This window comes from Paenibacillus phytohabitans, from assembly GCF_013141775.1.
In the GTDB taxonomy this organism is placed as follows: domain Bacteria; phylum Bacillota; class Bacilli; order Paenibacillales; family Paenibacillaceae; genus Paenibacillus_AQ; species Paenibacillus_AQ phytohabitans.
Genome location: NZ_WHOB01000017.1, coordinates 54000 through 79187 on the forward strand (window position 1 = coordinate 54000; position 25188 = coordinate 79187).

General features: G+C 50.8%; 19 protein-coding genes and 1 tRNA gene. 8 read left to right on the forward strand and 12 right to left on the reverse strand.

Translation table 11 applies throughout. The annotated features are described in order from the left end of the window. Positions 1–39: 39 nt before the first annotated feature. The gene (locus GC101_RS04800; protein WP_171716338.1) at positions 40–1830 is read right to left on the reverse strand and encodes a cache domain-containing sensor histidine kinase; all 1791 of its coding nucleotides are present in this window, start codon (positions 1828–1830) and stop codon (positions 40–42) included. After that, on the reverse strand, positions 1827–2579 hold the full coding sequence (locus GC101_RS04805) for a response regulator transcription factor (RefSeq protein ID WP_171716339.1): 753 nt from the start codon (positions 2577–2579) through the stop codon (positions 1827–1829). Before GC101_RS04805 ends, GC101_RS04800 begins: the two co-directional genes overlap by 4 nt. Positions 2580–2845: 266 nt before the next feature. Between GC101_RS04805 and GC101_RS04810 the strand changes: the two genes are divergently transcribed. The 3 genes from GC101_RS04810 to GC101_RS04820 are packed head-to-tail and all read left to right on the forward strand — an operon-like array spanning position 2846 to position 6008. Next, entirely contained in the window at positions 2846–4186 is a 1341-nt protein-coding gene (locus tag GC101_RS04810) for an ABC transporter substrate-binding protein (RefSeq protein WP_171716340.1), read from the forward strand. A gap of 29 nt (positions 4187–4215) precedes the next feature. Further along, positions 4216–5157, forward strand: a complete 942-nt coding sequence (locus GC101_RS04815) for a carbohydrate ABC transporter permease (RefSeq protein WP_343049593.1) — start codon at positions 4216–4218, stop codon at positions 5155–5157. A gap of 2 nt (positions 5158–5159) precedes the next feature. Then, positions 5160–6008, forward strand: coding sequence for a carbohydrate ABC transporter permease (locus GC101_RS04820; protein WP_171716341.1), 849 nt, complete (start codon positions 5160–5162; stop codon positions 6006–6008). Positions 6009–6134: 126 nt separating this feature from the next. Here GC101_RS04820 and GC101_RS04825 read toward each other — a convergent pair whose 3' ends face one another. Continuing rightward, on the reverse strand, positions 6135–7505 hold the full coding sequence (locus GC101_RS04825; RefSeq protein ID WP_042140638.1) for an MATE family efflux transporter: 1371 nt from the start codon (positions 7503–7505) through the stop codon (positions 6135–6137). Between the two features lie 127 nt (positions 7506–7632). Beyond that, positions 7633–7716: transfer RNA gene (locus tag GC101_RS04830), tRNA-Leu, on the reverse strand. 298 nt (positions 7717–8014) lie between these two features. Here GC101_RS04830 and GC101_RS04835 point away from each other — a divergent pair. Further along, positions 8015–9811 (forward strand): helix-turn-helix domain-containing protein, encoded by a 1797-nt coding sequence (locus GC101_RS04835; RefSeq protein ID WP_171716342.1) that lies wholly within the window; start codon positions 8015–8017, stop codon positions 9809–9811. Positions 9812–9872: 61 nt separating this feature from the next. Here the strand turns inward: GC101_RS04835 and GC101_RS04840 are convergent, their stop codons facing one another. Together GC101_RS04840 and GC101_RS04845 are read right to left on the reverse strand one after the other, a co-directional pair. Further along, positions 9873–10778, reverse strand: a complete 906-nt coding sequence (locus GC101_RS04840; RefSeq protein ID WP_171716343.1) for an AraC family transcriptional regulator — start codon at positions 10776–10778, stop codon at positions 9873–9875. A 73-nt stretch (positions 10779–10851) separates the two neighbouring features. Further along, positions 10852–11748 (reverse strand): GNAT family N-acetyltransferase, encoded by an 897-nt coding sequence (locus GC101_RS04845; protein WP_171716344.1) that lies wholly within the window; start codon positions 11746–11748, stop codon positions 10852–10854. Between the two features lie 187 nt (positions 11749–11935). On the opposite strand from GC101_RS04845, the gene GC101_RS04850 reads away from it, so the two are divergent. After that, positions 11936–12319, forward strand: a complete 384-nt coding sequence (locus GC101_RS04850; RefSeq protein WP_171716345.1) for a hypothetical protein — start codon at positions 11936–11938, stop codon at positions 12317–12319. Between the two features lie 125 nt (positions 12320–12444). Here the strand turns inward: GC101_RS04850 and GC101_RS04855 are convergent, their stop codons facing one another. From GC101_RS04855 to GC101_RS04865, 3 genes are all read right to left on the reverse strand, one after another. Then, entirely contained in the window at positions 12445–13731 is a 1287-nt protein-coding gene (locus GC101_RS04855; protein WP_171716346.1) for a glycoside hydrolase family 18 protein, read from the reverse strand. Between the two features lie 113 nt (positions 13732–13844). Further along, positions 13845–16631: a glycoside hydrolase family 3 C-terminal domain-containing protein gene (locus GC101_RS04860; protein ID WP_171716347.1), complete on the reverse strand. Its 2787-nt coding sequence runs from the start codon at positions 16629–16631 to the stop codon at positions 13845–13847. Between the two features lie 662 nt (positions 16632–17293). Next, positions 17294–17485 carry a hypothetical protein gene (locus tag GC101_RS04865; protein ID WP_039296893.1) on the reverse strand — a complete coding sequence of 64 codons (192 nt, stop codon included), beginning with the start codon at positions 17483–17485 and terminating at the stop codon, positions 17294–17296. Between the two features lie 195 nt (positions 17486–17680). On the opposite strand from GC101_RS04865, the gene GC101_RS04870 reads away from it, so the two are divergent. After that, entirely contained in the window at positions 17681–18994 is a 1314-nt protein-coding gene (locus tag GC101_RS04870) for a putative DNA modification/repair radical SAM protein (protein WP_246354177.1), read from the forward strand. Further along, complete coding sequence (locus tag GC101_RS04875) at positions 18994–19857, forward strand: TIGR03915 family putative DNA repair protein (protein WP_171716349.1); 864 nt, start codon at positions 18994–18996, stop codon at positions 19855–19857. The genes GC101_RS04870 and GC101_RS04875 overlap by 1 nt, the downstream gene beginning before the upstream one ends. Positions 19858–19901: 44 nt before the next feature. Here the strand turns inward: GC101_RS04875 and GC101_RS04880 are convergent, their stop codons facing one another. From GC101_RS04880 to GC101_RS04890, 3 genes are all read right to left on the reverse strand, one after another. Next, a complete protein-coding gene (locus GC101_RS04880) occupies positions 19902–20312 on the reverse strand; it encodes a hypothetical protein (RefSeq protein ID WP_171716350.1) in 411 nt (136 codons plus the stop codon). 269 nt (positions 20313–20581) lie between these two features. Further along, a complete protein-coding gene (locus GC101_RS04885; RefSeq protein WP_171716351.1) occupies positions 20582–22966 on the reverse strand; it encodes a phosphoketolase family protein in 2385 nt (794 codons plus the stop codon). A 314-nt stretch (positions 22967–23280) separates the two neighbouring features. Continuing rightward, complete coding sequence (locus GC101_RS04890) at positions 23281–24003, reverse strand: GntR family transcriptional regulator (RefSeq protein ID WP_042132808.1); 723 nt, start codon at positions 24001–24003, stop codon at positions 23281–23283. A gap of 160 nt (positions 24004–24163) precedes the next feature. Here GC101_RS04890 and GC101_RS04895 point away from each other — a divergent pair, with 160 nt between their 5' ends. Then, on the forward strand, positions 24164–25129 hold the full coding sequence (locus tag GC101_RS04895; protein WP_171716352.1) for a hypothetical protein: 966 nt from the start codon (positions 24164–24166) through the stop codon (positions 25127–25129). The last annotated feature ends 59 nt before the right edge of the window (positions 25130–25188 follow it).

Genomic DNA, 25188 nt, shown 5'->3' on the forward strand with positions numbered 1-25188 from the left:
GCGTGCCTCCCGGCCCAAACCGGAGTGCACGCCTTTTTTTTATGAGACATCACTCCGCTCCCGGCCCGACAGTTCAGCCTCATTCCAGACACAGGGCACCACAAGCTCTACCCTGGTCCCCCATCCGGGTTTGCTGCGGATACTCAGGCTATAGGCCGAGCCGTACGTCAGCTTCAATCTTTTGTTCGTATTGTAGAGTCCGAGATGCTCCGTCCGCTCCTCATCCGCATCCAGCCGGTGCCGGACCTCACGCACCCGCTCTGCGGTCATGCCTATACCGTTGTCGGTCACACTGAGCGACAGCTGCTCTCCTCTGCGCACGAACTTTACCTTAATGAGACCCGGACCCGCTTTTTCCTTAATTCCGTGATAAATACTGTTCTCAAGCAAAGGCTGCAGTACAAGCTTGAAGGTATACAGACGGGCAAGCTCTTCGTCGTATTCATAGATACACTCGAATTTGTCATGGTAGCGCTTCTTCTGAATATTGACGTAGCTGATAGTGTTGCCAAGCTCGTTCTCCCAGGTCACCGTTCCTGTAGGATTGCTGAAGGAGTAGGAGAGAATATCCGAGAGATCTTCGATCATTTCGCTCGCCTTATTAGGCTTGCCGGTCAGCGCAACTGACTCCCAATAGACGGAATGCAGCGTGTTATACAGGAAATGGGGATTAATCTGGGACTGCAGCGCCAGCAGCTCCATTACCTGCAGACGATACTTTTTCTCCAGCAGCTGGGTGCGGATATAGCGGTGTTCGATGAAATGCGTCATCATATTCTGGACAATTAGGGAGTACTCGTCCTTGACCTTGGCGGGCGGCCTCAGCAGCAAATGGCTGTCATCTGCAGCCTTGATCATCATCCTGATCATCTTAAGCTGCTTGTAGTTGCGCCGGATCAGCACGAAGGTCAGCAGAAAGCCGCAGACTACAGAGACAGCCACAAACACCAGTGTGTAATACAGAATGCGTGACGGCGTTTTGTACAGCTCTGAATGGCGAATAACCGATACGTACTTCCACTTGTAGCGCTCTGATTCCACCTTCGTTACATTTACCTTCCCTGCCGGTGTGTCCATATCGAAGAAGAACTCCGGCTGCTCTGCAATCTTCAGTAGCTCCGCATGCTGCGGAAGCTCCCCGCGCCCATTGGAGAAGATCACCTGGCTATTCTCATCAAGCACGAACATTTGCTGTGTGGGATAACGGGTAATGTCATTCAACAGACTCTCAATATATTTGGGCCGGATATTAAGAATAATCGCAATCTTGCGCGGTACCAGCACATTATAGAAGGTTACCACTGCAGTCGGCTTCGTCTCGAAGGAATAGAATTTCAGCTCGCGCCTTGCCGTCCATTTCGCGGGGGGGCCCTCATAGCGGCTGAACTGCCCGTACCAGTCGGTATCATAGAAATGATCCAGCGTCACCAGCCCGTCTACAGAGGACAGAAACCGGTTGTACGGATTATCGACATACAGATAGAAGGACTGGATATAGGGCTTGGAGCTTGTAAAAGCATTCAGGAAACTGGAGATAATCCGGTTCGTGTTTGAGCTCTCGTAGGTATACGAGGGGTTCTTAAGTACAGCGGACAATTCGTTAAAAATATCGGCGTTATCGTACAGGGCAAGATACAGCGTGTCCAGTTCATTCAGGATCATCTCCAGCTGGGTCTTCGACTGCTGCAGCAGAAAGCTGCTGTTCTGATTGATATCTGCCTTGATATCGCGCTGGGCGGAGAACATCGAGAGCGAGCCCAGAATAATGACCGGAATCAGCAAAGGAATCAGAAAGATGGCCAGCTGCTTGACGAAATACTTTTCTCTCATGGGGCGGCCGGACCGTTCCGGTATTCACTGGGTGTTTTGCCATAATAGCTCTTGAAGGTGCGGGTGAAGTTCTTGGCATTGCTGTAGCCGACCATTTCACTGACCGTATAGGTTTTGAAGCTCATGTCCTGCAGCAGTCCGGCGGCTACCTCCATTTTATGCTGAATCACATAGTCCGAGAAATTCTGGCCCGTCTTCTGCTTGAAAAAGAAGCTGAGGTAGTTGGCATTCATATGGACCAGCCGGGCCGCCTGTTCGAGTGAGGCATTCTGATAATGGCTTGTGACATAGTCTTTGATCTGGCGGATAATGAAGCTCTCATCGCTCCCCTGCAGATCCTCTGCCGCTGAACGCTCCTTCTCCACATTGCCTGCCTCCAGCTCCTCCCGGAGCTTGACGAATACATCCAGCAGCACATGGTATTTCGCCGGCTTAAGCACATAATTGCTGACCCTGTAATGCAGGGCCTGCTGGGCATACTCGAAATCGCGGTATCCGCTCAGGAAGACTACCTTGATATCCCGTTTGCTTCTATATAGATCCTCGGCCAGCTCAATCCCGGTCATTACAGGCATCTTGATATCAGTCAGCACAATGTCCACCCGCTCCTCGCCTTCAATGAAACGCAGCGCCTCGCGTCCGTTGCCGGCCTGGCCGATGATATGGAATCCGATCTCATTCCACGGAAAATAACTGGAAAGCGCCTCGCGTGTCTCCGTTTCATCATCCACAATCAATAGGTTATACATCCCGCCGCCTGCCTCCCCTGGTTGCAATGCAGTTTCAATGTAACTGCTTACATTCAGTATATCAGAACGCCAGGAGCATATTGCAGGCCATTCGCATGATGAATTAAACTGCTGAAGAAATGATTCCTTTCACAACATCAGGACACCTTCCCCTCTAATTCACGTGGAAAATGATACCCTAATCTAAGATTGGCTCCCTTATAAAAGCCCATCAGGCATCTTATAATTAAAAGCGCTTACACTAAAGCATTCAAAGGAGAATGACCATGAAAAGAAACAAATGGGGGGCCATGGGCCTGGCATCTCTGCTGCTCGCTTCACTCCTCGGCGGCTGCTCTTCCGGCAAATCCGCTTCGAACACCAGTACAAACGCCGGCAATGCCGCAAATGCAGAAGAGAAGGTGACGCTGCGCTTCAGCTGGTGGGGCGGCGAAGACCGCCATGCCGCAACGCTGGCCGCAATCGAGGCCTACAAGCAGGTTGCGCCAAATGTAACCATTGAGGCAGAATACCAGGGCTTTGACGGCTACGAGCAGAAGATCAAGACCCAGCTTGCCGGCAAAACCTCGGCCGATATCATGCAGCTTGATCTGCCATGGCTGCAGGAGCTGACTAAGAAAGGCGATTTCTTCGTCGACTTGAACACGCAGCCGGAATTCGATGCTTCCGGTTTCGACCAGGGCTTCCTGGACAATTACGGCATGTATGACGGCAAGCTGGCCGCTGTACCTACAGGCGTTAACGCCTACTGCCTGATCATCAACAAGTCACTGGCCGATAAGCTGAATGTGGATTCCGCCGCCCAGTGGACCTGGGATTCCCTCCTTGAGGCCGGTAAGCAGCTGCATGCACAGGACAGCTCGAAATATCTCCTGCTGACCGACCATGCCGCACTGCGTCAGGATATGGTCACAATGCTAAAGCAGCGCACCGGCAAGCAGTGGGTCCAGGAGGATTACACGCTGGGCTTCACCAAAGAGGATGCGGCGGCAAGCTTCGACTGGCTCTATCAGGCAATGCAGGCTGGTGTCTATCAGCCGCTGGGTGAAAGCGATCTGTTCTTCGGCAAAATCGATCAGAATCCGAAGTGGATCAATCAGGAGATTCCCATTGCTCCATCGATGAGCAGCATCCTGCCTTCCCTCAAGACTGTACTGCCGGAAGGCACCGAGGTCATTACCGCTCTTCCCGTAATTGCCAAGGATGCCAAGGACTCCGGCGTGCTGGTCAGACCTTCGCAGCTGTTCGCTGTCAGCAATGACAGCGCGCATAAGACCGAAGCTGTGAAGTTCCTGAGCTGGTTCATGAATGATCCCGGGGCAGCAGCCCTTCTCGGGGATGTCCGCTCTGTACCACCGGTTAAGGCTTCACAGGAAGCAGCCGTTACGGCCGGCAAGATTGACGCCGCCATCACCAATGCCGTTGAGCTGGGCCTTAGCCATGCAGGACTAGTCGATAATGCCGTTGCCAATAACTCTGAAGTACAGAAAATCATGGACGATATCGTCCAGAAGGTTAGCTACGGCAAATCGAATGCAGAGCAGGCGGCGGATGAGCTGATTGCCAGCCTGACCTCCAAGCTGAAAGACCTACAAGACAGAGAATAACCGCCCCATAGGAAGGGAGAGAACCTGCTGTGTCTGTAACGCAATCCATTCTAAACAAGATACCGAAGTCCGGCCGGCGTAAAATCAAAGTTAGAAGAAACTATCAGTATGCTGGTTACCTGTACATCCTGCCCTGGCTGATCGGCCTGCTGATCTTTCAGTTGTATCCGTTTATTTCGTCCCTGTATTACTCCTTCACCGATTACAACATGGTCAGCGCCCCCAAGTGGGTCGGACTGGACAATTATCATAAAATCTTTACAGAAGATCCCGATTTCTATCAATCCCTGAAGGTAACCGGCATTTATGTGCTGCTGGCTGTTCCGGTCAAGCTGGCCTTCGCCCTGTTCGTCGCCATGCTGCTCAGCGCCAAGCTGAAAGCGATCAACTTCTTCAGAACGGTCTATTACCTGCCCTCCATACTGGGAGGAAGTGTGGCAATCTCAGTCCTGTGGCGTTTCCTCTTCATGAAAGAGGGCGTCGTCAACAGCCTGTTGGCCCGGCTTCATCTTGGACCAGTCGACTGGCTCGGCAGTCCGGACATTGCCCTATACACACTGGGGCTGCTCACTGTATGGCAGTTCGGCTCGTCCATGGTACTGTTTCTGGCCGGTATCCAGCAGATTCCTAATGATCTGTATGAAGCCGGTTCGATCGACGGCGCTTCCCGGTTCAGCATGTTCTTCCGCATTACCGTACCTATGCTGACTCCGATTGTGCTGTTTAACCTGGTGATGCAGATGGTCAATGCCTTCCAGGAATTCACAGGCGCTTTCGTCATTACCCATGGCGGACCGATGAAATCCACCTATCTATATGCGCTGAAGCTCTATGAGGAGGCCTTCACTTTCTTCAAGATGGGTTACGCCTCAGCGCTTTCATGGATATTGTTCTTAATCATCATGGCCGTCACCGCAGTAATCTTCAAATCATCCGGCGGCTGGGTACACTACGAGGACGGAGGGAAATAACAATGAGAGAACTGCAGCATGATTCAAAGAACTCCTGGCTTAACTATATTTTTCTGATTGTCCTCGGCCTCGTTATGGTGTACCCGCTGATCTGGCTGTTCACTTCTTCCTTCAAGACCAATGCCGATATCTTCGGCTCTAGCCGGCTGCTGCCGACGACTTATGTCTGGGATGCCTATAAGCTGGGCTGGCAGGGGACCGGGCAATATGGGTTTGAGGATTTCTTCATCAATACGCTGAAGCTTGTCATTCCAACCGTCATCTTCACCATCGTGTCCAGCGTGCTGGTAGCCTACGGGTTCGCCCGGTTCAACTTCCCGCTGAAGACCCTGCTCTTCTCCGTCATGATCGCTACCCTGATGCTGCCGAACGCCTCCGTGATGATTCCGCGGTACATCCTGTTCAACAAGCTGGGCTGGCTGGATACGTATCTGCCGTTCATCATTCCCGCCGCATTCGCCACCAGCGCATTCTTCATCTATCTGATGATCCAGTTCATCCGCGGGCTGCCGCGCGACCTTGATGAGGCGGCGACAATTGACGGCTGCAATTCCTTCACCGTGCTCACCCGGGTGCTGCTTCCGCTCTGCAAGCCGGCTATTTTCTCCGTCGGGATCTTTCAGTTCATGTGGACCTGGAATGACTTCTTCAACTCGATTATCTATATCAGCAGCGTGAGCAAATTCACCATATCCCTGGGACTGCGTCTCTCGCTGGATGCCTCCTCTGCCGTGTCGTGGAATCAAGTTCTGGCAATGTCGGTTGTCAGCATCGTTCCTTGCGTACTGCTCTTCTTCTTCTGCCAAAAGTATTTCGTCGAGGGCATCTCGACTACCGGACTTAAGGGATAGGCTGCAGCCGCACATTATATTACCGGTAACGCAAGGCCTGTACTTATGCATAAGAACCCATCCTCCGCCTGAACGCGGAGAATGGGTTCTTGTTTATTTTCAGCGGATGCTCGGGACAGGTTTGGCTTAAATGACCTTGTGCTGCAGCCACTTCTCGCCGAGGAAACGCCGTATGAAGATGAAGCCGCGTATCCCCCATTCACAGTTCATTGCCAGCCATACCCCGATAATGCCCATGTTCAGCACAATCCCCAGAATATATCCGAGCACTACGCGGAACAGCCACATCGAGAGCATGGACACAATCGAGGTGAACTTGGAATCACCCGCCGCTCTAAGCGCCGAAGGGGTAATGAAGCTGATCGACCATAATGGAATCTGGGCCAGCGAGTTGATCAGGAAGACGATGAAGATATCCCGGACAATCTCCTGCGGCGGATGGAACATCGATACCAGCGGATTGAATAGCGGGAAGATCAGCAGTCCCATCAGTATAAAAGAGGCCGAAGACAGCCACAGGAAGGACTTCACGAATTTGCGTGCATCTTTGACATTGCGGCTTCCTATGCATTGACCGACCACCGTAATCAGCGTCAGGGACAGTGCATTCGCCGGAATCTGCATCACTCCCGCCAGCGTAGAACTGATCGCATTGGTAGCAATCGCATAGGTGCCCAGGCTGACGATGAAGATCTGCGTGAGAATCTTCCCGCCGTTGAAGAACATCTGCTCCGCCGCAAACGGCAGGCCGATCGACATAATTCTCCGAAGCATCGTCCAGTTCAGCACCAGCAGGTCACGGATCTTCACATGCAGGCTGCTGTCCAGCCGGAAGAGATAGATCAGCGAGCAGGCGGCCGCAAGATACCGCGATATATTAATGGCAATAGTCATTCCGAACACACCCATATGCAGCCCGTTAATGAAGACAAAGTTCAGCAGCACATAGGAGAAATTCATAATCAGTGACAGTACGAGCGATGCCCTCGTCCGCCCGATGCCGCGCAGCGCGCCGCATACCGCCTCCATCACAGCAATCCCCAGATAGGATAAGCTGCTGCCGATCAGATACGTCCGGGCGTTGGCCATTACCTCAGGCGAAGCCGCACCGAACAATAAATGCAGCAGCGGGCCATGGAACACAATTCCGAATAAGCCGATGCAAAAAGCCATCAAAGAAACGGAAGACACCGCTCCGGCGGTTGCCTTGGAGACCATTAGCTCATTGCCGCTCCCTTTGTACTGGGCTACAACGACCGTGCCCCCTGTGGATACGGCGATGAACACACTGATCAGAAAAATATTCAGCGAATCTATCATATTCACCGCACTGATTGCTGCTACTCCTGAGGAGCTGATCATCGCTGTATTGACGAGGTTCAGCCCGACCACGAAGGCCTGGTCCACCAGTACAGGGAGGAATAACGCTATGATCTGGCGATAGTCAATGGATTCTCCGGAGAAATGCTTCTCAAGGAATCGCTGGCTGGGCTTCATACTGCTGCTGGGCTCCATTACAAATTCACTTCTCTTATGTTTAGACTTGTTGCGGCAAACTTCCGCAGAAAATAAAAAAGGCTCTTCAGGAAGAAGAGCTTTCGCTTGCACTACGTATAAAGCTGTATGCGGTCAAGAGGACTCGAACCTCCACGATATTGCTATCACTGGCACCTGAAGCCAGCGCGTCTGCCAATTCCGCCATGACCGCAAAGAAAAGATTCAATGCAATGCAAGAATTAATATATCATGATTTTGTCGGAAGAACAAGAGTTTTTTTATTTTTTTCGTTTAAGATATTTATCATAGGAGGATATTCTGAATAAAGCGGAAATCAGGAACGGAGGACTATAACAGCGGCATCCGGTAGGCATCCGAAAAAACCGTGTGCATCAACCTGCAGTTGATTTTTCCATCTTCGGGCCTATACTCCAATAAATGGTCATATCAGGAGTTCAGATTATAATAGAGTTACGACGTCGAAATCCATTATAGGAGTTGTACTTTGTATGGTTAGTAGCGAAAAGGTTGGACAAAGGATTGCCACGCTCCGGAGAACAAAAGGCTTGTCACAGGAACAATTAGCGCAGCAGCTGCATGTTAGCACCCAGGCGGTGTCCAAATGGGAAACCGGTAAATCCCTGCCGGAGACGGCGACCCTCCCCCTGCTATCCGCTGCATTAAGTCACTCGATCGACAGCATTCTGCTGCCTCAAGAGCTTGTGGTGCTCTCAGCCATCTACACGGATGGCCGGCAGGAGCTGGATGTTACTCATTTCGTGAATCAATTTGTTACCTCGAACCGCCTAAGCTTAATTGCCGGGGATCAGGTCTTTCCCCAATCTTTAGCGGGTGACCGTCTAAAGCTGCTGCTCGTTACCTATGAGACCCCAGCGGGAATCTATTCAACTTATGTGCTGAAGGACCAGCTTTTGGTGATAGATGTTCATTCTACCGGCTATGTCTCCGGCGGCAATGAGCTGCAGATTCTTGAAGCCAATTACGGTAATGAACAGGCGAACCGCAGCGTCTTACAGAAAATGAAGCATTATGAGCACTTCCGGTGGAATTCTTTCACCGCCTCGCATGAGCTGTTTCCGAGTCTGATTGACAATGAAGACAATGACTACCTGCTGCTGGTGTACCTGAATGGTCATGGCATTCATGCTATTAGCTGTGCAGAAGGCGAACAGATTCATTACAGTCCGGACCGGGCCTCTCTCTGCCAAAGTGATCCTGCCGATCGGCAGTGCATTGTAGAGGGAATCAGCCGGCTGGGATTCGGCCGGGGGATGGACTGCTCCTGGGCAGGAGCAATGACGCTCTCACTTGCCGCCAGAGGGATAGAGACAACCTATGAGCGGGTTATGGGCTATTCAGGAGCATGCTGGAGGGCCGCCTTTGAACCGGTGTGGGATTACAGCTCTGCGGATGCGCTAGTCGTCTATGACTACTCCGTGCCAGCCTGCACAGCTTATGGAATACACGCCATCCAGGCCAACCGGCTTGAGCCGCAGCAGCGCGCAGCCGAGAAGCTGGCGATTCTCGAGGATATTCGTGCAGGCAGGCTGCCAATAGCCATTAATCTCAGGGTGGCACCTGAATGGGGAGTGATTACTGGATATTTGGAGGATGGACTGACCCTGCTGTGCCGGAGTTATTTTGACGATGAGACCTTTGAAGCGCTTGAAGCAGACTCCGAATTCCAGATGTATATGGAGGTAAGCAAGGGTTTCCTTCATGTCGATCATTGGCCCTATAAGATTATCCGTCTTGGCGAACAGACCATGCTCCCTTCTGCATTGGATAATCTGTATGCTTCCCTTCGGATTAAGCTGGATTCTATGCATATGGAGTCCGAAGGCAATAGCTGTTATACAGCCGGCTACAAGGCTCTGGAAGTATGGAGCGAGGGACTACTGGACCATCAGTGGTATGCTGCAGCGGAGGATGAAGCGTACAGCCGCAGGCTCTCAGTCAACCACTTCTGCATGATGGCGCTGGCCGATGCCAGAAGAAGTGCCGCCGCCTATTTGCAGGAATCTCTGCCTCTGGTGCAGGATCCGCGTGAGCTGACAGCCTTGTCGGAAATGGCCGGGGTATATGCTGAAATGGCTGCTCTGCTCGAAGACTTTTATAAGAATCTTGCCGATCCTGCTGTAGTCCGGAAGACAGGAGCCTCACCCCGACTTAGCTGGACGGCCCGGCAACGGGAAAAGCAGGCAGAGCTACTGACGCTGGTAGCGTCATTGGAGCGCCGGGGAGATACACTTGCAGAGACAGTGCTTGGCATAACAGAGGATTGAACTGAAATGGCTCAAGGAGAAGCGCTGGGCGCTTCTCCTTGTTTGGGCGGCAGCCCGCGGATTAAGCCAATTTACGGACCGGCCGCAGCACTGCATACCCGTACCCTTCGGGGAAATGGCGCTGATAGTCCTGCTTGACCTCTTCGTCCCATGCATAGCCCATGGCCGCCGGATCATAATTCCAGGCCACTTCCTCTACGATGCGCATCACCTGCCCATTGTCCTGCAAATAATCAAACGGCGGGTGAAAAAAGACCAGATACTCCGATTCCGGCACATCACGGCACTCCATGCCCTCCGGTATTTCACCATCATAGTCTGCTGCAACAGGAATGCCGTACAGGTAACCCTTGCGCCCATCCTGATAGAACCAGCCTGCAGTCTGGCCCAGCTGCCCTGGAAGTGTATGATGAGACATGCTCTCCAGCGTTCCGGAGACCTCATCGCAGTCATGTCCGTTCTCCCAGAACCCTCCGTAATTCTTCGAGTCGATATCCCGGATGCCGATGAATTTATGCGCCGGTATGAACTCAAGCTTGATCTCTGCTTCCTGCAAATGCACTTGTCTCATTCTATCCCGCTCCCTGATCAGATAATGATAAGGGGAGAACACCTCGGCCCGAATGGCGAGCGGAATCGGCCGCGGGGCTTTGCGGTAGGCATGGGGAGTGATCTTGAAGGCTCTAAGAAACGCCCGCGAGAATGCCTCCTGTGAAGAAAAGCCGAACTTCACGGCAATATCGAGTATCCGCGTATCCGTATCCCTCAGCTCCAGGGCCGCCCGGCCGATTCTGCGCTGCCAGATGTAATCCCGCAGCGTCATCCCGGTCAGAGCATGAAACTGCTTGGTGCAATAATACGGCGAATATCCCAGCTGTTCAGACATCTTCAGCAGCGTGGGCGAAGCCGCAAGGTCTTCTTCGATCCAGTCAATCATGAGCTGAACCATCTCGTTCCATTCGTACAATGATGTTCCCCTCCTTTCATTAAGAATCATAACAAAGAGCATTTCCCCATATTTGATCTGAATTGCACTGTCCTTACGCCAGCACCGCCGGCTCCATCTTCCCGCCGATAATGATATGCTTCATTACACTATCCCTGCTGAACCCGTTCTTGTCATAGAAGCGGACCGCTGCTTCATTCTCCTCGTTGACATCCAGCCCGATGCGCGTATAACCCAGACCTCTATAGGTCTCCGCCAGATAGGCAATCAACTTCCTGCCCGTTCCCCGGCTTCTCTCATCAGGGCGGATACAGATGTACTCCAGATGGAGGATACCGGTCAGAGCATTTCTTCTAACAATTATGTATCCTATGACAGAACCCTCGTTAAGAACGGCGTAGATATCATAATCACTGTTGCCGCTATCCTCTATTTCCGCTGTGATATCCTCTTGTGTCAAAGTCGCTCCCTGGAAGCCTTGATTATGCAGTTCAATAATCTGATCCAGCCACTCCGACTCAGGCTCTGTGACGGGCACAATGGACAGGTCCCCGTAACTGCTGCTATTAAGCGGTAAATCAGTATCCATCGAATAATGATAATGGGTTCTTACCTTTTCGGTACGATAGCGGGCGGCATATTTAATCAGGGGAACATTATCCTCACGGGTGAACAAGTGGATATACCGGATCGCCGCTGAGTCGGCGGCTTCGCTCAGATACCTGAATAACAGCTGGAGTTCATCCTCAGGGCGGGCGGAATAATAGGGTCCCCACACTTCTATATCCTCTTGTCCACCGCCTACGTCATAGGTGTCCAATATAATTGCGCCCGTGATTTCTTCTCCCTCATACAACACGAGGCTTGATTCTGCCATACCGTCACTCAGGTCATGAAGAATATCATCAAGTGTGCTGCCCACGTACCCGCATTGCTGGCTTTCCGAATTACGGGCACAGATAAATGCCGCCAGATTCCGGATGTTTGTCAAACGGCTCTCCTCCTTGGATTAGAATAAGAAATGGCAGATTATACCACTACATATTGATACTACGATATTTTCATGGAAAATACAGCACATGGTTGTTCAATTTATTCCGGAAAACTCCATACCCGCACAAGCCGCCTTCCAGGTTCTGAGTAAAATATAGTAAATAGAACAATGAGGTGAGTGACGAATGGCAAATTCAACAAAAATCCGCAAGCGGGCGCAGCAGTTGAAGGGCCGGCCGGTCTGCATTACTTTGCATGATGGACGTTCATATGTAGGATGGATAACAGACCTTAATAAAGAAGCAGTGATCCTTTCCAGAACAATCACACATCATAAGTCTAAACGGAAATCGTCTTCAGGTGCCCGGAAAGCAGATGTCTCCGGCTTCATGCCTTTACTCGGATCGTTCATGGGCGGGGCAGGCGGAGCTGCCGGTATCGGAGGTCTGGGGAAATTCATGGGGATGTTCGGAATGGTGCAGAAGGCGATGCCTGTCATGAAGATGGGCTACAATATGATTAAGTCGATCCGGCCCTTCCTGGGCGGTCTCAAGGGCTTGATGGGCTAACACTGTAACGGTATAAGCAGCGGCATAAGCAGCGGCATAAGCAGAAACGGCTGTGCACTCCTATTGAGGGCGCCAGCCGTTTCTTTTTCAGCTGCTTTTCTGCCAAAAAGGGGGACGTTGCCGGTTTATTTTTTGACCACATTGAAGTTATCTTCTATTAACAGCCAATTCTGCGGAAAAGGCAGCCCAAGCTTCCAATAGCTGATGCCCCGGAGATCCAGCTCCTTGATCAGATCGAACTTGGCCTGAATTGAGCGGGCATCTTCGAACCATACCTTATGCTGCCGGCCTGCGTCATCGGTGTAATCGAAATGCGGAGCCTGGGCTTTATAGTCGTACTGAATGGCGGCATTCCTGTTCCTCGCCAGATCAATTGCCGCCTGCGGGCTAAGCGCTTTGGCATACTCTCCGCCAGCCACATAAGGCAAAGTCCAATCGTAGCCGTACAGATTCTGGCCCATCATAATTTTGCCGGGGGGAATTTCACTGGACGCATACGTCAGCACTTGACGCACCGGTCCTATAGGCGAAACGGCCATCGGTGGACCTCCGCTGTATCCCCATTCGTAGGTCATAATAATGACAAAATCAGCAACCTGGCCATGCACTTTATAGTCATGCGCCGTATACCAGGCCCCGGTTTGGGAGGCACTGGTTTTGGGTGCAAGTGCGGTAGACATCAGGAAGCCCTCCTTGTGAATGATGTCCGCTGCCTTGCGCAAAAAGGCATTATACGCTTCGCGGTCCTCCGGCCGGAGGAATTCCAGATCAAAGTGGATATCTCTGAAATTCAGCCGCTTCGCCTCTGTCACAATGTTCTCCAGCAGCCGGTCCTGCACCGCAACATCATTCAGTATAATCCGTCCCAGCTCCGAGCTGAACTGGGCATCCTCCAGATTCGTGACGACCAGCATCAGCGTGACCCGGTTCTGCGCCGCGATTGAAGCCAGATTATCCAGCGGCGGCGCCTGCAGCGAGCCGTCCCGCTTAATCCGGAAACTAAACGGAGCCAGATACGTAAGCTCAGGGGCAGCTTCTGCGGCAGCATTCTGCAGCGCCTGGGAGACCGCTTCCCCTCTCGGCTCAATATAGGCATTCACTTCTGCCTGCCGCCTTGGCACAGGAGGTATGTACAGGCGGAACCCGGCCTGCAGCGGCTGGTTCAGCGTCAGCCCGTTCACTTCCGCCAGCTCGCTGGCCTTCAGGCCGAATCTCTTCGCGATACTATAGAAGCTATCCCCCTGTTGAACCCAATAATACTGGCCTACCATAGGAATCACCAGCGTTTGTCCAATGACCAGTCTCCCTGGCGCAGACAACTGATTCGCCTCAGTTATCGTATCCATGTTCACGCCATAAGCATCAGCGATCCCGTACAGCGTCTGTCCAGTCTGCACAACATGTATTTGCATCTTTCCATACTCACCCCTTAATAGTAGCAGTTATACCCCTATTTTATTCGGGAGTGCTGCAGGTATGCGGACGCAAAAAGACACCCCGGAGGGTGTCCTGAAATTAAAAGCTGTTACACCTGTTTGAATTCAATCCACTCAATTTCCAGACCCGGTTTGACGAAGTCCAGCTTCATTTCATACAGACCGGCTTCAAGTCCGATCTTGACCAGCTTCTGTCTGATCCATTTGCCTTCTGTCCCGTTCGTCTGAATGGTGGTCACTGGCTGTCCGTTCAGGGTCACGTTGCAGGCGCTTTGGGCAAGCTCAGGTTCCGGGGACATGATGCTGACGAAGATCCGGTACTCACCGGCTTCATCCGCCTGGATATAGGTTGGTCCAGACACACTAGGTGCAACCTGTGCGTTCTGGCCGAGCACCTGAACCTGCTCAACCGCCAGGGAAGAGTCTGCCTTAAAGGTCTCGACAGCTTCTACAATCTCATGCTTTCTGGAGAAGACCGGTGCCTGCATGATGAATTCGCAAATGTTGATGGCCGAGCGCTGAAGCTCGCCGCGGGTGAGCGTTCCATTCTCCAATGATTCGAGCGTATTGTCATCATAGGCGTTGACTTCCGCACCATAATTGGATACTACCATGTACAGATCGTTCTGTGCCCGGACCATCCAGTTCGTGTTCTTGCGGTCCGCAGTCCCTCCATTCACGACATCATTCATGATTGCCCACCAGTCGGTCATTACAATCCCCCGGAAGCCCCATTCACCGCGCAGCAGCGTGGTATTCAGGTCATAGTTAGAAGCTGCCCAGTGTCCGTTGACCGGATTATAGGAGGTCATGATCGAATTCGCACCGCCCTGCTTCACAGCGATTTCGAAGCCCTTCAGGTAAATCTCGCGCAGCGCGCGTTCGGATACGACAGCATCCACTTTGCTGCGGTGCTTCTCCTGATTGTTGCAGGCGAAATGCTTCAGCGTGGCATTGGAGCCGCCCTTCATAATACCGCGTGTGCACGCGGCAGCGAAGATCCCGGAGATCAGCGGGTCTTCAGAGAAATATTCGAAGTTACGCCCGTTCAGCGGACTGCGGCGGATATTAAGACCCGGTCCCAGCAAAGCATCCACCTGGTTGCGTAACAATTCCTGGCCTTCCATAACATACAGCTCTTCAACCAGCTCTGCATTCCATGTAGCGGCAAGCAGGGTTCCAATCGATACCTGGGTTGCCTTCTGTCCGCTGTCCATGCGGATACCGGACGGGCCGTCTGCTGTAGCGGCAACCGGAATACCGTAACTGAACAGGCTGTCGCTGACTCCGCCGAAAGCCGAAGCCGTACCCGGCGTAACCAGCGGGCTGCTCATTCCTTCGCCTCTGACAATCGCCGCCAGATCATGGTCACTGAGCTGGGCAATGAACGTATTCATGCTGACTTTGCCTTCATGAACATCTCTCAAGGTGTGGCCCTGATTGCCGGTCTGTACCAGTGTCTCCGGAAGATTGCTTTCAATCCGCGCTGCCATATCTACCTTGCGTACCGGCACCTCAGCAGAGATCAGTTCATAAGAGCCGTCTTCCTTCCGGGCCCCCGGCTTCATTCTCTTGAAGCTCTCAGTCGGTGCCATCGCCTCTTGCAGCTGCTCTACAACCTTAAGCTCATCCAGAACATAACCTGCTTGTCCATCTACGTTAACTTCCGTCACGGCTTTAACACTGGTTCCCACGTAGAAGCGGTAGGTTCCAGCTTCCAGTACATAAGCGGAAGGATGCCCGGTCACTCCGGCGTCATCATACGAAGCCAGGGAATGGAGCGGGAAGCTTACTGTAAGATGCTGGGATTCTCCCGGCTCAAGCAGCTTAGTCTTCCCGAATGCCGCCAGCGCTTTGGCTGGTTTACCCAGCTGTCCCTGCGGCGCTTCATAATATACCTGTACCACTTCTTTACCGGAGTAGGTATCTCCTGTGTTGGTTACAGTTACACCGATCTGAATCTGTGGTTCACCCGCCTGGTCCACCAGCTTCGCTTCCTCCGGCGCAAGCTCAAAGGTGGTGTAGGAGATGCCATAGCCGAATTCATACTGAACCTTATCCGGACAGAAGGTCTCGAAATAACGGTATCCTACATAGATATCTTCCTCATACAGGTTCTTGAACTCATTGCCGTAGTTGCTTGTGGACGGGTAATCCTCAATGGAATACGCGATCGTATCCGTCAGCTTGCCGCTTGGCGTCACCTCTCCGGCCAGTACATCGGCAATCGCATTGCCGCCTTCCATACCGCCATGCCAGGAATAGATTACAGCAGAGATGGGATGTACATATCCGGCATCGTTAACCCAGCTCATATCCATAATATTCGAGACATTAAGCACAACAACAGTCTGTTCAAAATGAGCCGTAACCTGCGTAAGCATAGCCTTCTCATCTTCCGTCAACCGGTAGCTTCCCGGTGCATCGGCATTGTCCTGATCCTCACCGGCGGTACGTCCAATCACTACGACAGCCTTGGCCGACTGGCTTCTTGCTTTCTTCACCAGCTCATCCGTAAGCGGCATTTCCTTCTGGTTCCACGGCTCAGCCGCCCATACTTTTCCGCCGTCGTCAAACGGGTTAAGTCCGATCCATTCCTCGTAAGCTGCTGCCAGTTCTTCATTAACACTGATGTTCTTCTTGCTGCGCAGACCGTCGAGCAGGTTAGTCGTATATGCAACATGAACACTTCCGCCTGATCCTGTACCGCTGCGGTAGTAATTCACTTGTATTCTGCCAAAAATGGCAACGCTCTCGCCGTTTCCAAGCGGAAGCACCTGCCCCTCATTCTTAAGCAACACCGTGCCCTCTGCGGCTACTACCCGGCTAAATTCTGCAAAACCCTCTAACGGCACTCCGATATTCTGTGTACTCAATTGGTTTCCTCCTGTTTGTTCGTTTCCCAACGTGTATTGATTCTATAGATAACACCCTCCCTTACGGGATTCACGATATCTTGAACCTTTGTTGTTATTTATATAGCATATCCTTCTAAGAATAAAAGCTACAGCCCTAATATACAAGCTCTGCAGCTTAAAAAGCAAAACCGGGCAGCCGCATTCTCTTCGCCCAGAGGGAGAATCAACACCTTACTACATTAGATTAGTTCATGATCACCGTTGCCGGCTAAATTCCCATTGAAATTAGTAGTGACATACAGTGGTGGTCATAGGGGTATCATGCATTCCGCATAATTAATTGGAAAAACGTATCCTAATTTAGATTTTTTCGAGAGTTAGACGTAATTAAATGGATAAACGTCATTTATTCTACTGCATTATCTCGACACTGATCTATTTGCAGCCTATTAAGTGCTGTTTTTCCAACTGTTGCTTGGCAAAGGCTCTTACGTTCATTAGCAAGTGGAGAAAATCCATCTATTTCTGGCCGCCGCAGCAGCCCACCTCCAATGCTGTTTCCATCTAAGGTTTGGAGAATGGTGTAATTCCCCAATCCATGAAAAAAGACACCTGTGCGGGTGTCTTCAAATGTTCTCGCATACGATTTGTTTCACCCGGGGAACTTACGGACCTTCTATTTATTTGCGGCGGCGGCTCTTCATCATACGGTTATACATTACAAGAGCGGCAACAACCATACCAAGCATGGCGACGCTGCTTGCCGATTCCTGCGACATCCCAAACATCAGACAAATACTTGAGACCAAGGTTCTCGTAAGCAACGCAACCGCAATCAGCATGATTGGCCGCCAAATGTTGTATCCTCTCATTCCCAGCAACACTCCTAACCCAATTTTCAGAAACAGTACAGTTCTAAATGCTATGAACCATTAAAAACTATTATAGCATAATAAGGAATGCGCATACATTCTGCACGGGTAACCGGAACATAGCGAAGTCCTTTGACAAGAACACATGTTCGGGTTATACTTTCGTCTATGAGGGGGCTTGTGACCGTGGATGTTATGGAGAAACTTGAGATTCTGACCGCTTCAGCGAAATATGATGTAGCCTGCACTTCAAGCGGTTCAGACCGCAAAGGCCAGGCCGGAAGTTTGGGCAGTACTACTGCAATGGGCATCTGCCACAGCTTCGCGGCGGACGGCCGCTGTATTTCACTGCTGAAGGTGCTTATGAGCAACGCCTGTGTCTATGATTGTGCCTACTGCGTCAACCGCAAATCCAATCCCGTCCGCCGGGCGGCTTTTACTCCCGAAGAGATCGCGGATCTTACCATGCAGTTCTACCGCCGCAATTACATAGAAGGGCTGTTCCTCAGCTCAGGGATTATGCGCAATCCGGATTATACAACCGAGCAACTGATAGCGGCACTGGAGCTGCTGCGGAATGTGTACCACTTCAACGGCTATATTCATGTAAAAGCGATTCCCGGAGCTGACGACGCCCTGCTGTCCAGACTCGGACTGCTCGCTGACCGTATGAGCGTCAATATCGAGCTGCCCTCGCAGGAGAGTCTCGGGATACTCGCTCCTGATAAGAGCAAGATTTCCATCCTGAAGCCGATGGGGCTGATCAAAGACCGAATTACGGAGAACAGCTCCGATATTGTTAAATATAATCACGCTCCCCGCTTCGCTCCCGCCGGCCAGAGCACGCAGATGATTGTGGGCGCTTCGCCCGATACGGATTATCAAATTCTGAATCTAACGGAGGGCTTGTACCGGAAGTACGCATTGAAGCGCGTGTTCTTCTCTGCCTATACCCCGGTGATCGAGGATTCGCTGCTGCCCTCTTTGGACACCAAACCGCCGCTGCTGCGGGAGCACCGGCTCTATCAGGCTGATTGGCTGCTGCGCTTCTACGGCTTTCAGGCAAGCGAATTATTGGACGAAGCCGTACCCAACTTCAATCCGCTGCTTGATCCGAAATGCAGCTGGGCCGTTAACCACCGGGAGCAGTTCCCGGTTGAGATCAACCGCGCTCCGTATGAAATGCTGCTGCGTGTACCCGGTATCGGCGTAAGGAGCGCACAGCGGATAGTCAAGGCAAGACGGGCAGGAACCCTGGATTTCCAGGCACTCAAAAAGCTGGGTGTCGTGCTCAAGCGTGCCCAATTCTTCATCACCTGCAAGGGCAAACCGCTGGAAGGGCTGAAGGTCAGTGAACACACGCTGCTTCGTTCACTAATGTCCGGACAGCAGCTGGCTCCCTATCAGCCGCACCAAGTTGAGCAGCTGACCTTGTTCGACGACCACTACGCAGCGGCCTTGCCGGCTGCAGGAGGATGGGCAGAGTTCAAGAAAGGAGCGGAAGCCTGATGTTCAAGCCGTCCGCTCTAGCTTATACCTACGATGGCAGCTTTGAAGGTTTACTGTGCTGTGTATTTGAGAGCTATACCTGGAAGGAGATTCCGCTTGCCGTTCATTCAGAGGGTGAGGAGCAAGGCCTTCTACTGGAATCGAAGTGGATAGAAACTGACAAGGAGAAGGCCGAGAGGGTCCTTAAATCCATTCCGCTCCGCATCTCTCCGGAAGCGGAAGAACTGGTCCGTCTGGGGTTCTGGTCAAACACACCGGGGAAGGAACTGCTGCTGCTGAACTTCCTGTATCTCGGCTTCAAGCATGGCCGCAAGGTAATGAACATGCTTGCCGATGATACGGTACACGCCTTACAGAAGGCGGTCCAGCAGCTTCGGCGGGAAGGTCATCTGTATCTGGGTTTTGTCCGTTTCTCCGTATACGGTCCGGTCATGGCTGCTGTCATTGAGCCTCAGGGATACATCCTTCCTGTGATTCAGGAGCATTTCTGCGACCGGTTTCAGAATGAGAGCTTCATGATCTACGACCAGACCCACGAGGCGGCGCTGATTCACGAACCCGGACGGGAGGCCATCATACCGCTTAGCGGTTGGATAGCACCCGAGCCGGATGAAGCAGAAGAAGCCTATCGCCGCTTATGGACAGGCTTCTATCATGCGATCGGGATCAAAGAACGCCGCAACGAACGCCTGCGCTCCTCGCTGATGCCCAAGCGGTACTGGAAGCATATGGTTGAGATGAACGGCAGCAATGGCGTCCCTGCACTCGCCGATACGCAGCGCAAGAAGGCGTTACAGCCGGAGCCGCCGAAGACAATCGGCCCGCTCCCGGCTTCACTCAGACAAACAAATACTCATACTTAAAGGATAATCCCATTTTCCACTTCATTTGATCGCCTTTACTGCTGCTAACGAAGGTTTGCCGGAACTCCTTGTTCACTTGCATAACGGGGATGGACATCCGTACATTTCAGCTCCTCACCAGAGAATCTAATCCATACATAATCATCATACAGAACGCCATGCGTCTTTTTCACAATATCGGTAGGAACATATTCTTGCAGTCCGAGGGATTGCAGTATTTTATCGATGTGATGCCGGGTACGCGGTACACAGCGGGACTCGAAATAGTCCAGCACATCGCCCACAAGGACCTTTGTTTTACCTGGAAAAGGCAAGAAAACAGGTTCAACCTTATCATCTTGCCAGACATCAACCGTTTGATTTATATAATCCAGTTTCACTTTGGCAATTACGCGGTCATGCTCTAACACCTCAAACTGAAGAGGAGGAGCTATGAACCTATTCATTTTCTTCATCTGCAGCCTCCTGATTATCCAAAATACTAGTAGTCTAACTTTACACTAGTATAGACTAAAAACCGCCGTAAATCCTTCATTCGTCAAAGGTTCCAATCGTTCGAGAGCCCAGCAGTTTTTTTGACAAAACGCTCATAAATAAGCTTACCCGTCAGCTTCATATTATCCAGCACAAAAAGAGTGCCCCGCAGTCATTATCATGACCACCCGGAGCACTCCCCTCTTGAGAGCTTACTATAATGAATTCAAATTACACGTGTGAACGTTAATTAGTTCAAAGCCTTCCATACCCAGTTCTCAACCTCTGGAAGATCGATGCCTTCTTCACGAATGTACTGGTTATGTTTCTTCACCATGGCATCCATTTCGTCAGCGATATTCTGATATTTGCCGGCATCCGGCAAGCTCAGCACAGCTTCCTTCGTGAGGTCGAAGCGGTCCATCTGGTTGAGTACGCGCATATCGAACGGTGTAGTGATGTCGCCATTCTCGCGGTAGCCATGTACATGCAGGTTATGGTTGTGGCGGTCGAAGAACAGGTCTTTGATCAGGCCTTCATAGCCGTGGAAGGCGAAGATGACCGGTTTATCCTTTGTGAAAAATTGATCAAACTCCTCGTCAGATAAGCCGCGCGGATCGAGCTTTTGGCTTCTCAGCTTCAGCAGATCTACCACGTTGATATAGCGGATTTTCAGCTCAGGCAGCTTCTCATGGAGAATCGAAATTGCAGCCAAGCTCTCCATAGTAGGTTCTGTACCCGACGAAGCAATAACCACATCCGGCTCTCCGCCCTTGTCGGTGCTTGCCCAGTCAATGATTTTGAGGCCTTTGTCCACCAGTTCCTGAGCTTCATCTGCCGAGAACCACTGCGGACGCGGGTGCTTAGACGATACAATTAGGTTGATCTTCTGACGGTCATTCAGGATGGTGTCGAAGACAGCCAGCAGGGAATTGGCATCCGCCGGCAGATACTCACGGATAAATTCCGGCTTCTTATCAGCCAGGTGACCCAGCAGACCCGGATCCTGGTGAGTGTAACCGTTATGATCCTGCTGGAACACGGTTGATGTGGCAATAACGTTCAAGGATGGAATATCTGCGCGCCAAGTTTGATCTGTAGCCTTGCGCAGCCATTTGAAGTGCTGGGTAATCATCGAATCAACAACGCGCAGGAACGCTTCATAGCTGGCAAAGAAGCCGTGGCGTCCGGTCAATACATATCCTTCCAGGAAGCCTTCCGCCTGATGCTCGGATAATTGGGAGTCAATGACACGGCCATAAGGAGCCAGGAATTCATCCTGCGGTTCCTTGATGGAATCCATCCACTGGCGTTTGGTTACTTCAAACACAGGTCCCAGACGGTTCGACATCGTTTCATCCGGTCCGAAGATCCGGAAGTTGCGGTTCTCTTCGTTGAGCGTTACAACCTCTTTCAGATACTTGCCCAGTACCGCCATATCCTGCGCGATCACTTGACCCGGTATGGAATTATCCAGTGCATAGTTGCGGAAATTCGGCTTGTGCAGATCTTTGATCAGGTTACCGGCGTTCGTTACAGGGTTCATCCCCATACGTCTGTTGCCTACAGGCAGAATCTCAGCCAGATCAGCGTTCAAACGGCCATTCTCATCAAATAATTCTTCAGGTCTGTAGCTGTTCAGCCATTCGAGCAATGCTGGTGCATGCTTCATGTTCTTCTGATCTACCGGAATCGGCACCTGATGGGCCCGGAAGGAGCCTTCATTCGGCACGCCGTCCCACGCTTTCGGACCGGTCCAGCCTTTAGGCGTACGGAAGACGAGCATCGGCCAAGCAGGGCGTGTGGTATCGTTATTTTCACGGGCATTCTTCTGAATCGCTTCGATCTTCTCAATAATGGTGTCCATAACCTTAGCCATTTCCAGGTGCATCAGATCAGGGTTCTCGCCTTCCACGAAGAACGGTTCCCAGCCGCTTCCTGCAAAATAAGCCGTTAACTCTTCTCTGGACATCCGGGACAGAATGGTCGGGTTGCTGATCTTGAAGCCGTTCAAATGCAGAATCGGCAGCACCGCACCATCTGTAATCGGGTTAATGAACCGGTTGGAGAACCAGGAAGCCGCCAGAGGTCCGGTCTCTGCTTCGCCGTCACCTACAACAACTGCCGAGATCAGGTTCGGATTATCCAGAACTGCGCCCACACTGTGAGACAAGGAGTAACCCAGCTCACCACCTTCATGAATCGATCCTGGTGTTTCTGGGGCAGCATGGGAAGCCACTCCGCCCGGGAAGGAGAACTGTTTGAACAATTTCTTCAGTCCAGGGATATCCTGAGTGATCTGCGGGTAGATTTCAGTGTAGCTTCCGTCCAGATAGGAGTTCGATACCATAACCTGACCGCCATGGCCCGGACCTTCAATATAGAACATATCCAAATCATATTTAGTAATTACGCGGTTCAGATGCGCATAGATAAAGTTCTGCCCAGGGATGGTGCCCCAGTGTCCGATCGGCTTCACTTTTACGTCTGCGTCCTTCAAAGGTTCTCTTAACAACGGGTTATCCTTCAAATAGAGCTGACCGACGGAGATGTAGTTAGTTGCGCGCCAGTAGGCGTCAAGCTTTGCCAAATAAGTTTTAGAAGAATAATCCACCTGTGCGATTGATAATCCCATTTCTTCCACTCCCTAATTTTTATCTTTGTATTTTGAATGTATCACTTCTACAGTTACATCATACTCCTGGCTTTAATAAATTCAATCTTTTTAGCAATTGATACGGTCCAATATTGTGAAATTTTGAACATAGTATGAAGTTCGCAGCAAATTAGTTATAAAATAAGGATAATTTTTATAACTATGTATGAGATTGTAATTTATTTCACAAGCCTTTTTTCAACCTCCATCCCCTTCTGGAACTTCCTGGGGCAAACCAAAAAGACCGGAACTATCTTCCCGGTCTTTCGTGATTACATTATTCTTATCTTTCCTTAATGAACAGACACGAATGTGTTGAATTTCAGGTACTGGTAATGGAAGCGCATATGCGAGAATTCAAACGGCGTCCCGTTATCCAGGAAGAAGATCCCTTCCATGATTCCAACAGGCTCATTCTCCTTCAAGTGGAGCAATTCCTGATCACTAGGCAGGGAAGGCTCGGCAAAAATAGATAAAAAGGATTTGGTAACCGCCAGATTGCGCGACTCCTCCAGATAATGAAAGATCGATCCTTCGATAATCGCCATATCGAGATCCTGTACGATTTTAATCGGAATATATCCGGTCTCAATCATAAAGGGCTCCTCATCAAACAGGCGCAGGCGGACAATTTTATATACAAAATCATGGGGCTGCAAGAACAAATCACGCTGAAGCTCTTCTGTTGGCCGGATAACCTCGAAGTTCAGTACTTTGATCTCCGGCTTCTTGCCATGCATCTGGAAGTTGTCAGAAACCCCGAGATTAGAGCCCTCGTAATTAAAAATCGAATCGTTTTTTATGTACAGCGGGTTAATAAAGGTTCCCGATCCGCGTTTCTTGAAAATAATGCCGTAGCTCTCCATCTTGGTCAGCGCACGCTTAATTGTACTGCGGCTAACCTGATACGTTTCACTGAGACTACGCTCATCCGGCAATCTCATATCAGCAAACCGTCCCGCAAAAATCTTCATTTTGAGGTCATCAATAATTTGCTTGTAGACAAATTGTGTCATGTGGTACTCCTTCGTCGGGTCGAGCCTAAACTTCAATATTAAATATATCATATTAGGATGAATGATAACGCTCCAATTTCAAATTTCAAACCTGAAACCCCGCCTGTCAAAGCGCGTACATAGAACTGGAAATAAATATATGACCAGGGGGAATTACAAAATGGAGAGAAAATTTGTTATCGGTTTGATCATTGCTTTTATGGTGCTATCGGGCTGCAGCTCGGATAAGAACAAGGCAGAGTCTCCGGCGTCTACAGCTGCTGCTTCGGCAGAAACACAGGCTTCTTCAGTGAGTCCTTCAGAGACACCCGCTCCTGAGCTTACTATCGCACCAACACCTGCACCAAAAAAATTGTCTGATACAGAAGCTGTGGCGCTTGACTACGTTAACATTTTCTTAAACGGATCGGATAGTGAAGCAAAAAAAACCTTCATTACAGACAACGTCTATCCGGATGCCCAGCCGCTGTTTCAAATGATTCAATCCGTAGAAACACCTGATGACCAGAAACTTAAGAGTCCCCAGGTTCTCGAATCTACACATTATTCTGATGAAGGCGGAATGAAAGTTGAGGCCGTGCTAATTCAAGGCCAAAAGGCCTCTAACCCCAAAAGCGAATTGATCGTTCTTATCAGTGACCTGAAAATTATCTGGGCAACAGATTCATCAGACCAGGAAACATTCGGCGAAGCAAGAAAGGTCTTCAAAGAGCCAGTCCCGGAAGCTTCGATATCAACCGTACCTGCTCCTAGCGAAATGTTAAGAGAGATCCGGAATTTCGTAATCTCCGACGTGTGGAACGAGGGATTTGTTGACATCCATTCGTATATTAATAGCGGGACCAGCAGTACAGGACAGAGTCTGGATATCAATTTCACCGTTGAGCAGCTGGCCAAGACCATGGATAAGAAAAAGGAATACGACAGCTATATCACCGGTCTTGATTCCAAGTATGATTCTCTTAAACAGGTCTGGACGAAGCTTTCCTCCGAAACTGATCGTCTATACAGCCTGGTTCAACAGAATCCGCCCAAAGCCAACGATACCACCGCGAATTTTGATACCGGAATCTTCAATCAGTATTTGGAGGCCTTTGAGAAGGAAGTAGACGCCGCAATCAAATAATTGCTAATTAAAAAAGCAGTCCATCTCCTTAGGGGGAAGGACTGCTTTTATCTATAGAT

Excerpts from the sequence above, each read along its gene's own strand:
- GC101_RS04800 (WP_171716338.1), bottom strand. The coding sequence starts at position 1,830 with ATGAGAGAAAAGTATTTCGTCAAGCAGCTGGCCATCTTTCTGATTCCT.
- GC101_RS04805 (WP_171716339.1), bottom strand. The coding sequence starts at position 2,579 with ATGTATAACCTATTGATTGTGGATGATGAAACGGAGACACGCGAGGCG.
- GC101_RS04810 (WP_171716340.1), top strand. The coding sequence starts at position 2,846 with ATGAAAAGAAACAAATGGGGGGCCATGGGCCTGGCATCTCTGCTGCTC.
- GC101_RS04820 (WP_171716341.1), top strand. The coding sequence starts at position 5,160 with ATGAGAGAACTGCAGCATGATTCAAAGAACTCCTGGCTTAACTATATT.
- GC101_RS04825 (WP_042140638.1), bottom strand. The coding sequence starts at position 7,505 with ATGAAGCCCAGCCAGCGATTCCTTGAGAAGCATTTCTCCGGAGAATCC.
- GC101_RS04835 (WP_171716342.1), top strand. The coding sequence starts at position 8,015 with ATGGTTAGTAGCGAAAAGGTTGGACAAAGGATTGCCACGCTCCGGAGA.
- GC101_RS04850 (WP_171716345.1), top strand. The coding sequence starts at position 11,936 with ATGGCAAATTCAACAAAAATCCGCAAGCGGGCGCAGCAGTTGAAGGGC.
- GC101_RS04855 (WP_171716346.1), bottom strand. The coding sequence starts at position 13,731 with ATGCAAATACATGTTGTGCAGACTGGACAGACGCTGTACGGGATCGCT.
- GC101_RS04865 (WP_039296893.1), bottom strand. The coding sequence starts at position 17,485 with ATGAGAGGATACAACATTTGGCGGCCAATCATGCTGATTGCGGTTGCG.
- GC101_RS04870 (WP_246354177.1), top strand. The coding sequence starts at position 17,681 with ATGGAGAAACTTGAGATTCTGACCGCTTCAGCGAAATATGATGTAGCC.
- GC101_RS04875 (WP_171716349.1), top strand. The coding sequence starts at position 18,994 with ATGTTCAAGCCGTCCGCTCTAGCTTATACCTACGATGGCAGCTTTGAA.
- GC101_RS04880 (WP_171716350.1), bottom strand. The coding sequence starts at position 20,312 with ATGAAGAAAATGAATAGGTTCATAGCTCCTCCTCTTCAGTTTGAGGTG.
- GC101_RS04885 (WP_171716351.1), bottom strand. The coding sequence starts at position 22,966 with ATGGGATTATCAATCGCACAGGTGGATTATTCTTCTAAAACTTATTTG.
- GC101_RS04890 (WP_042132808.1), bottom strand. The coding sequence starts at position 24,003 with ATGACACAATTTGTCTACAAGCAAATTATTGATGACCTCAAAATGAAG.
- GC101_RS04895 (WP_171716352.1), top strand. The coding sequence starts at position 24,164 with ATGGAGAGAAAATTTGTTATCGGTTTGATCATTGCTTTTATGGTGCTA.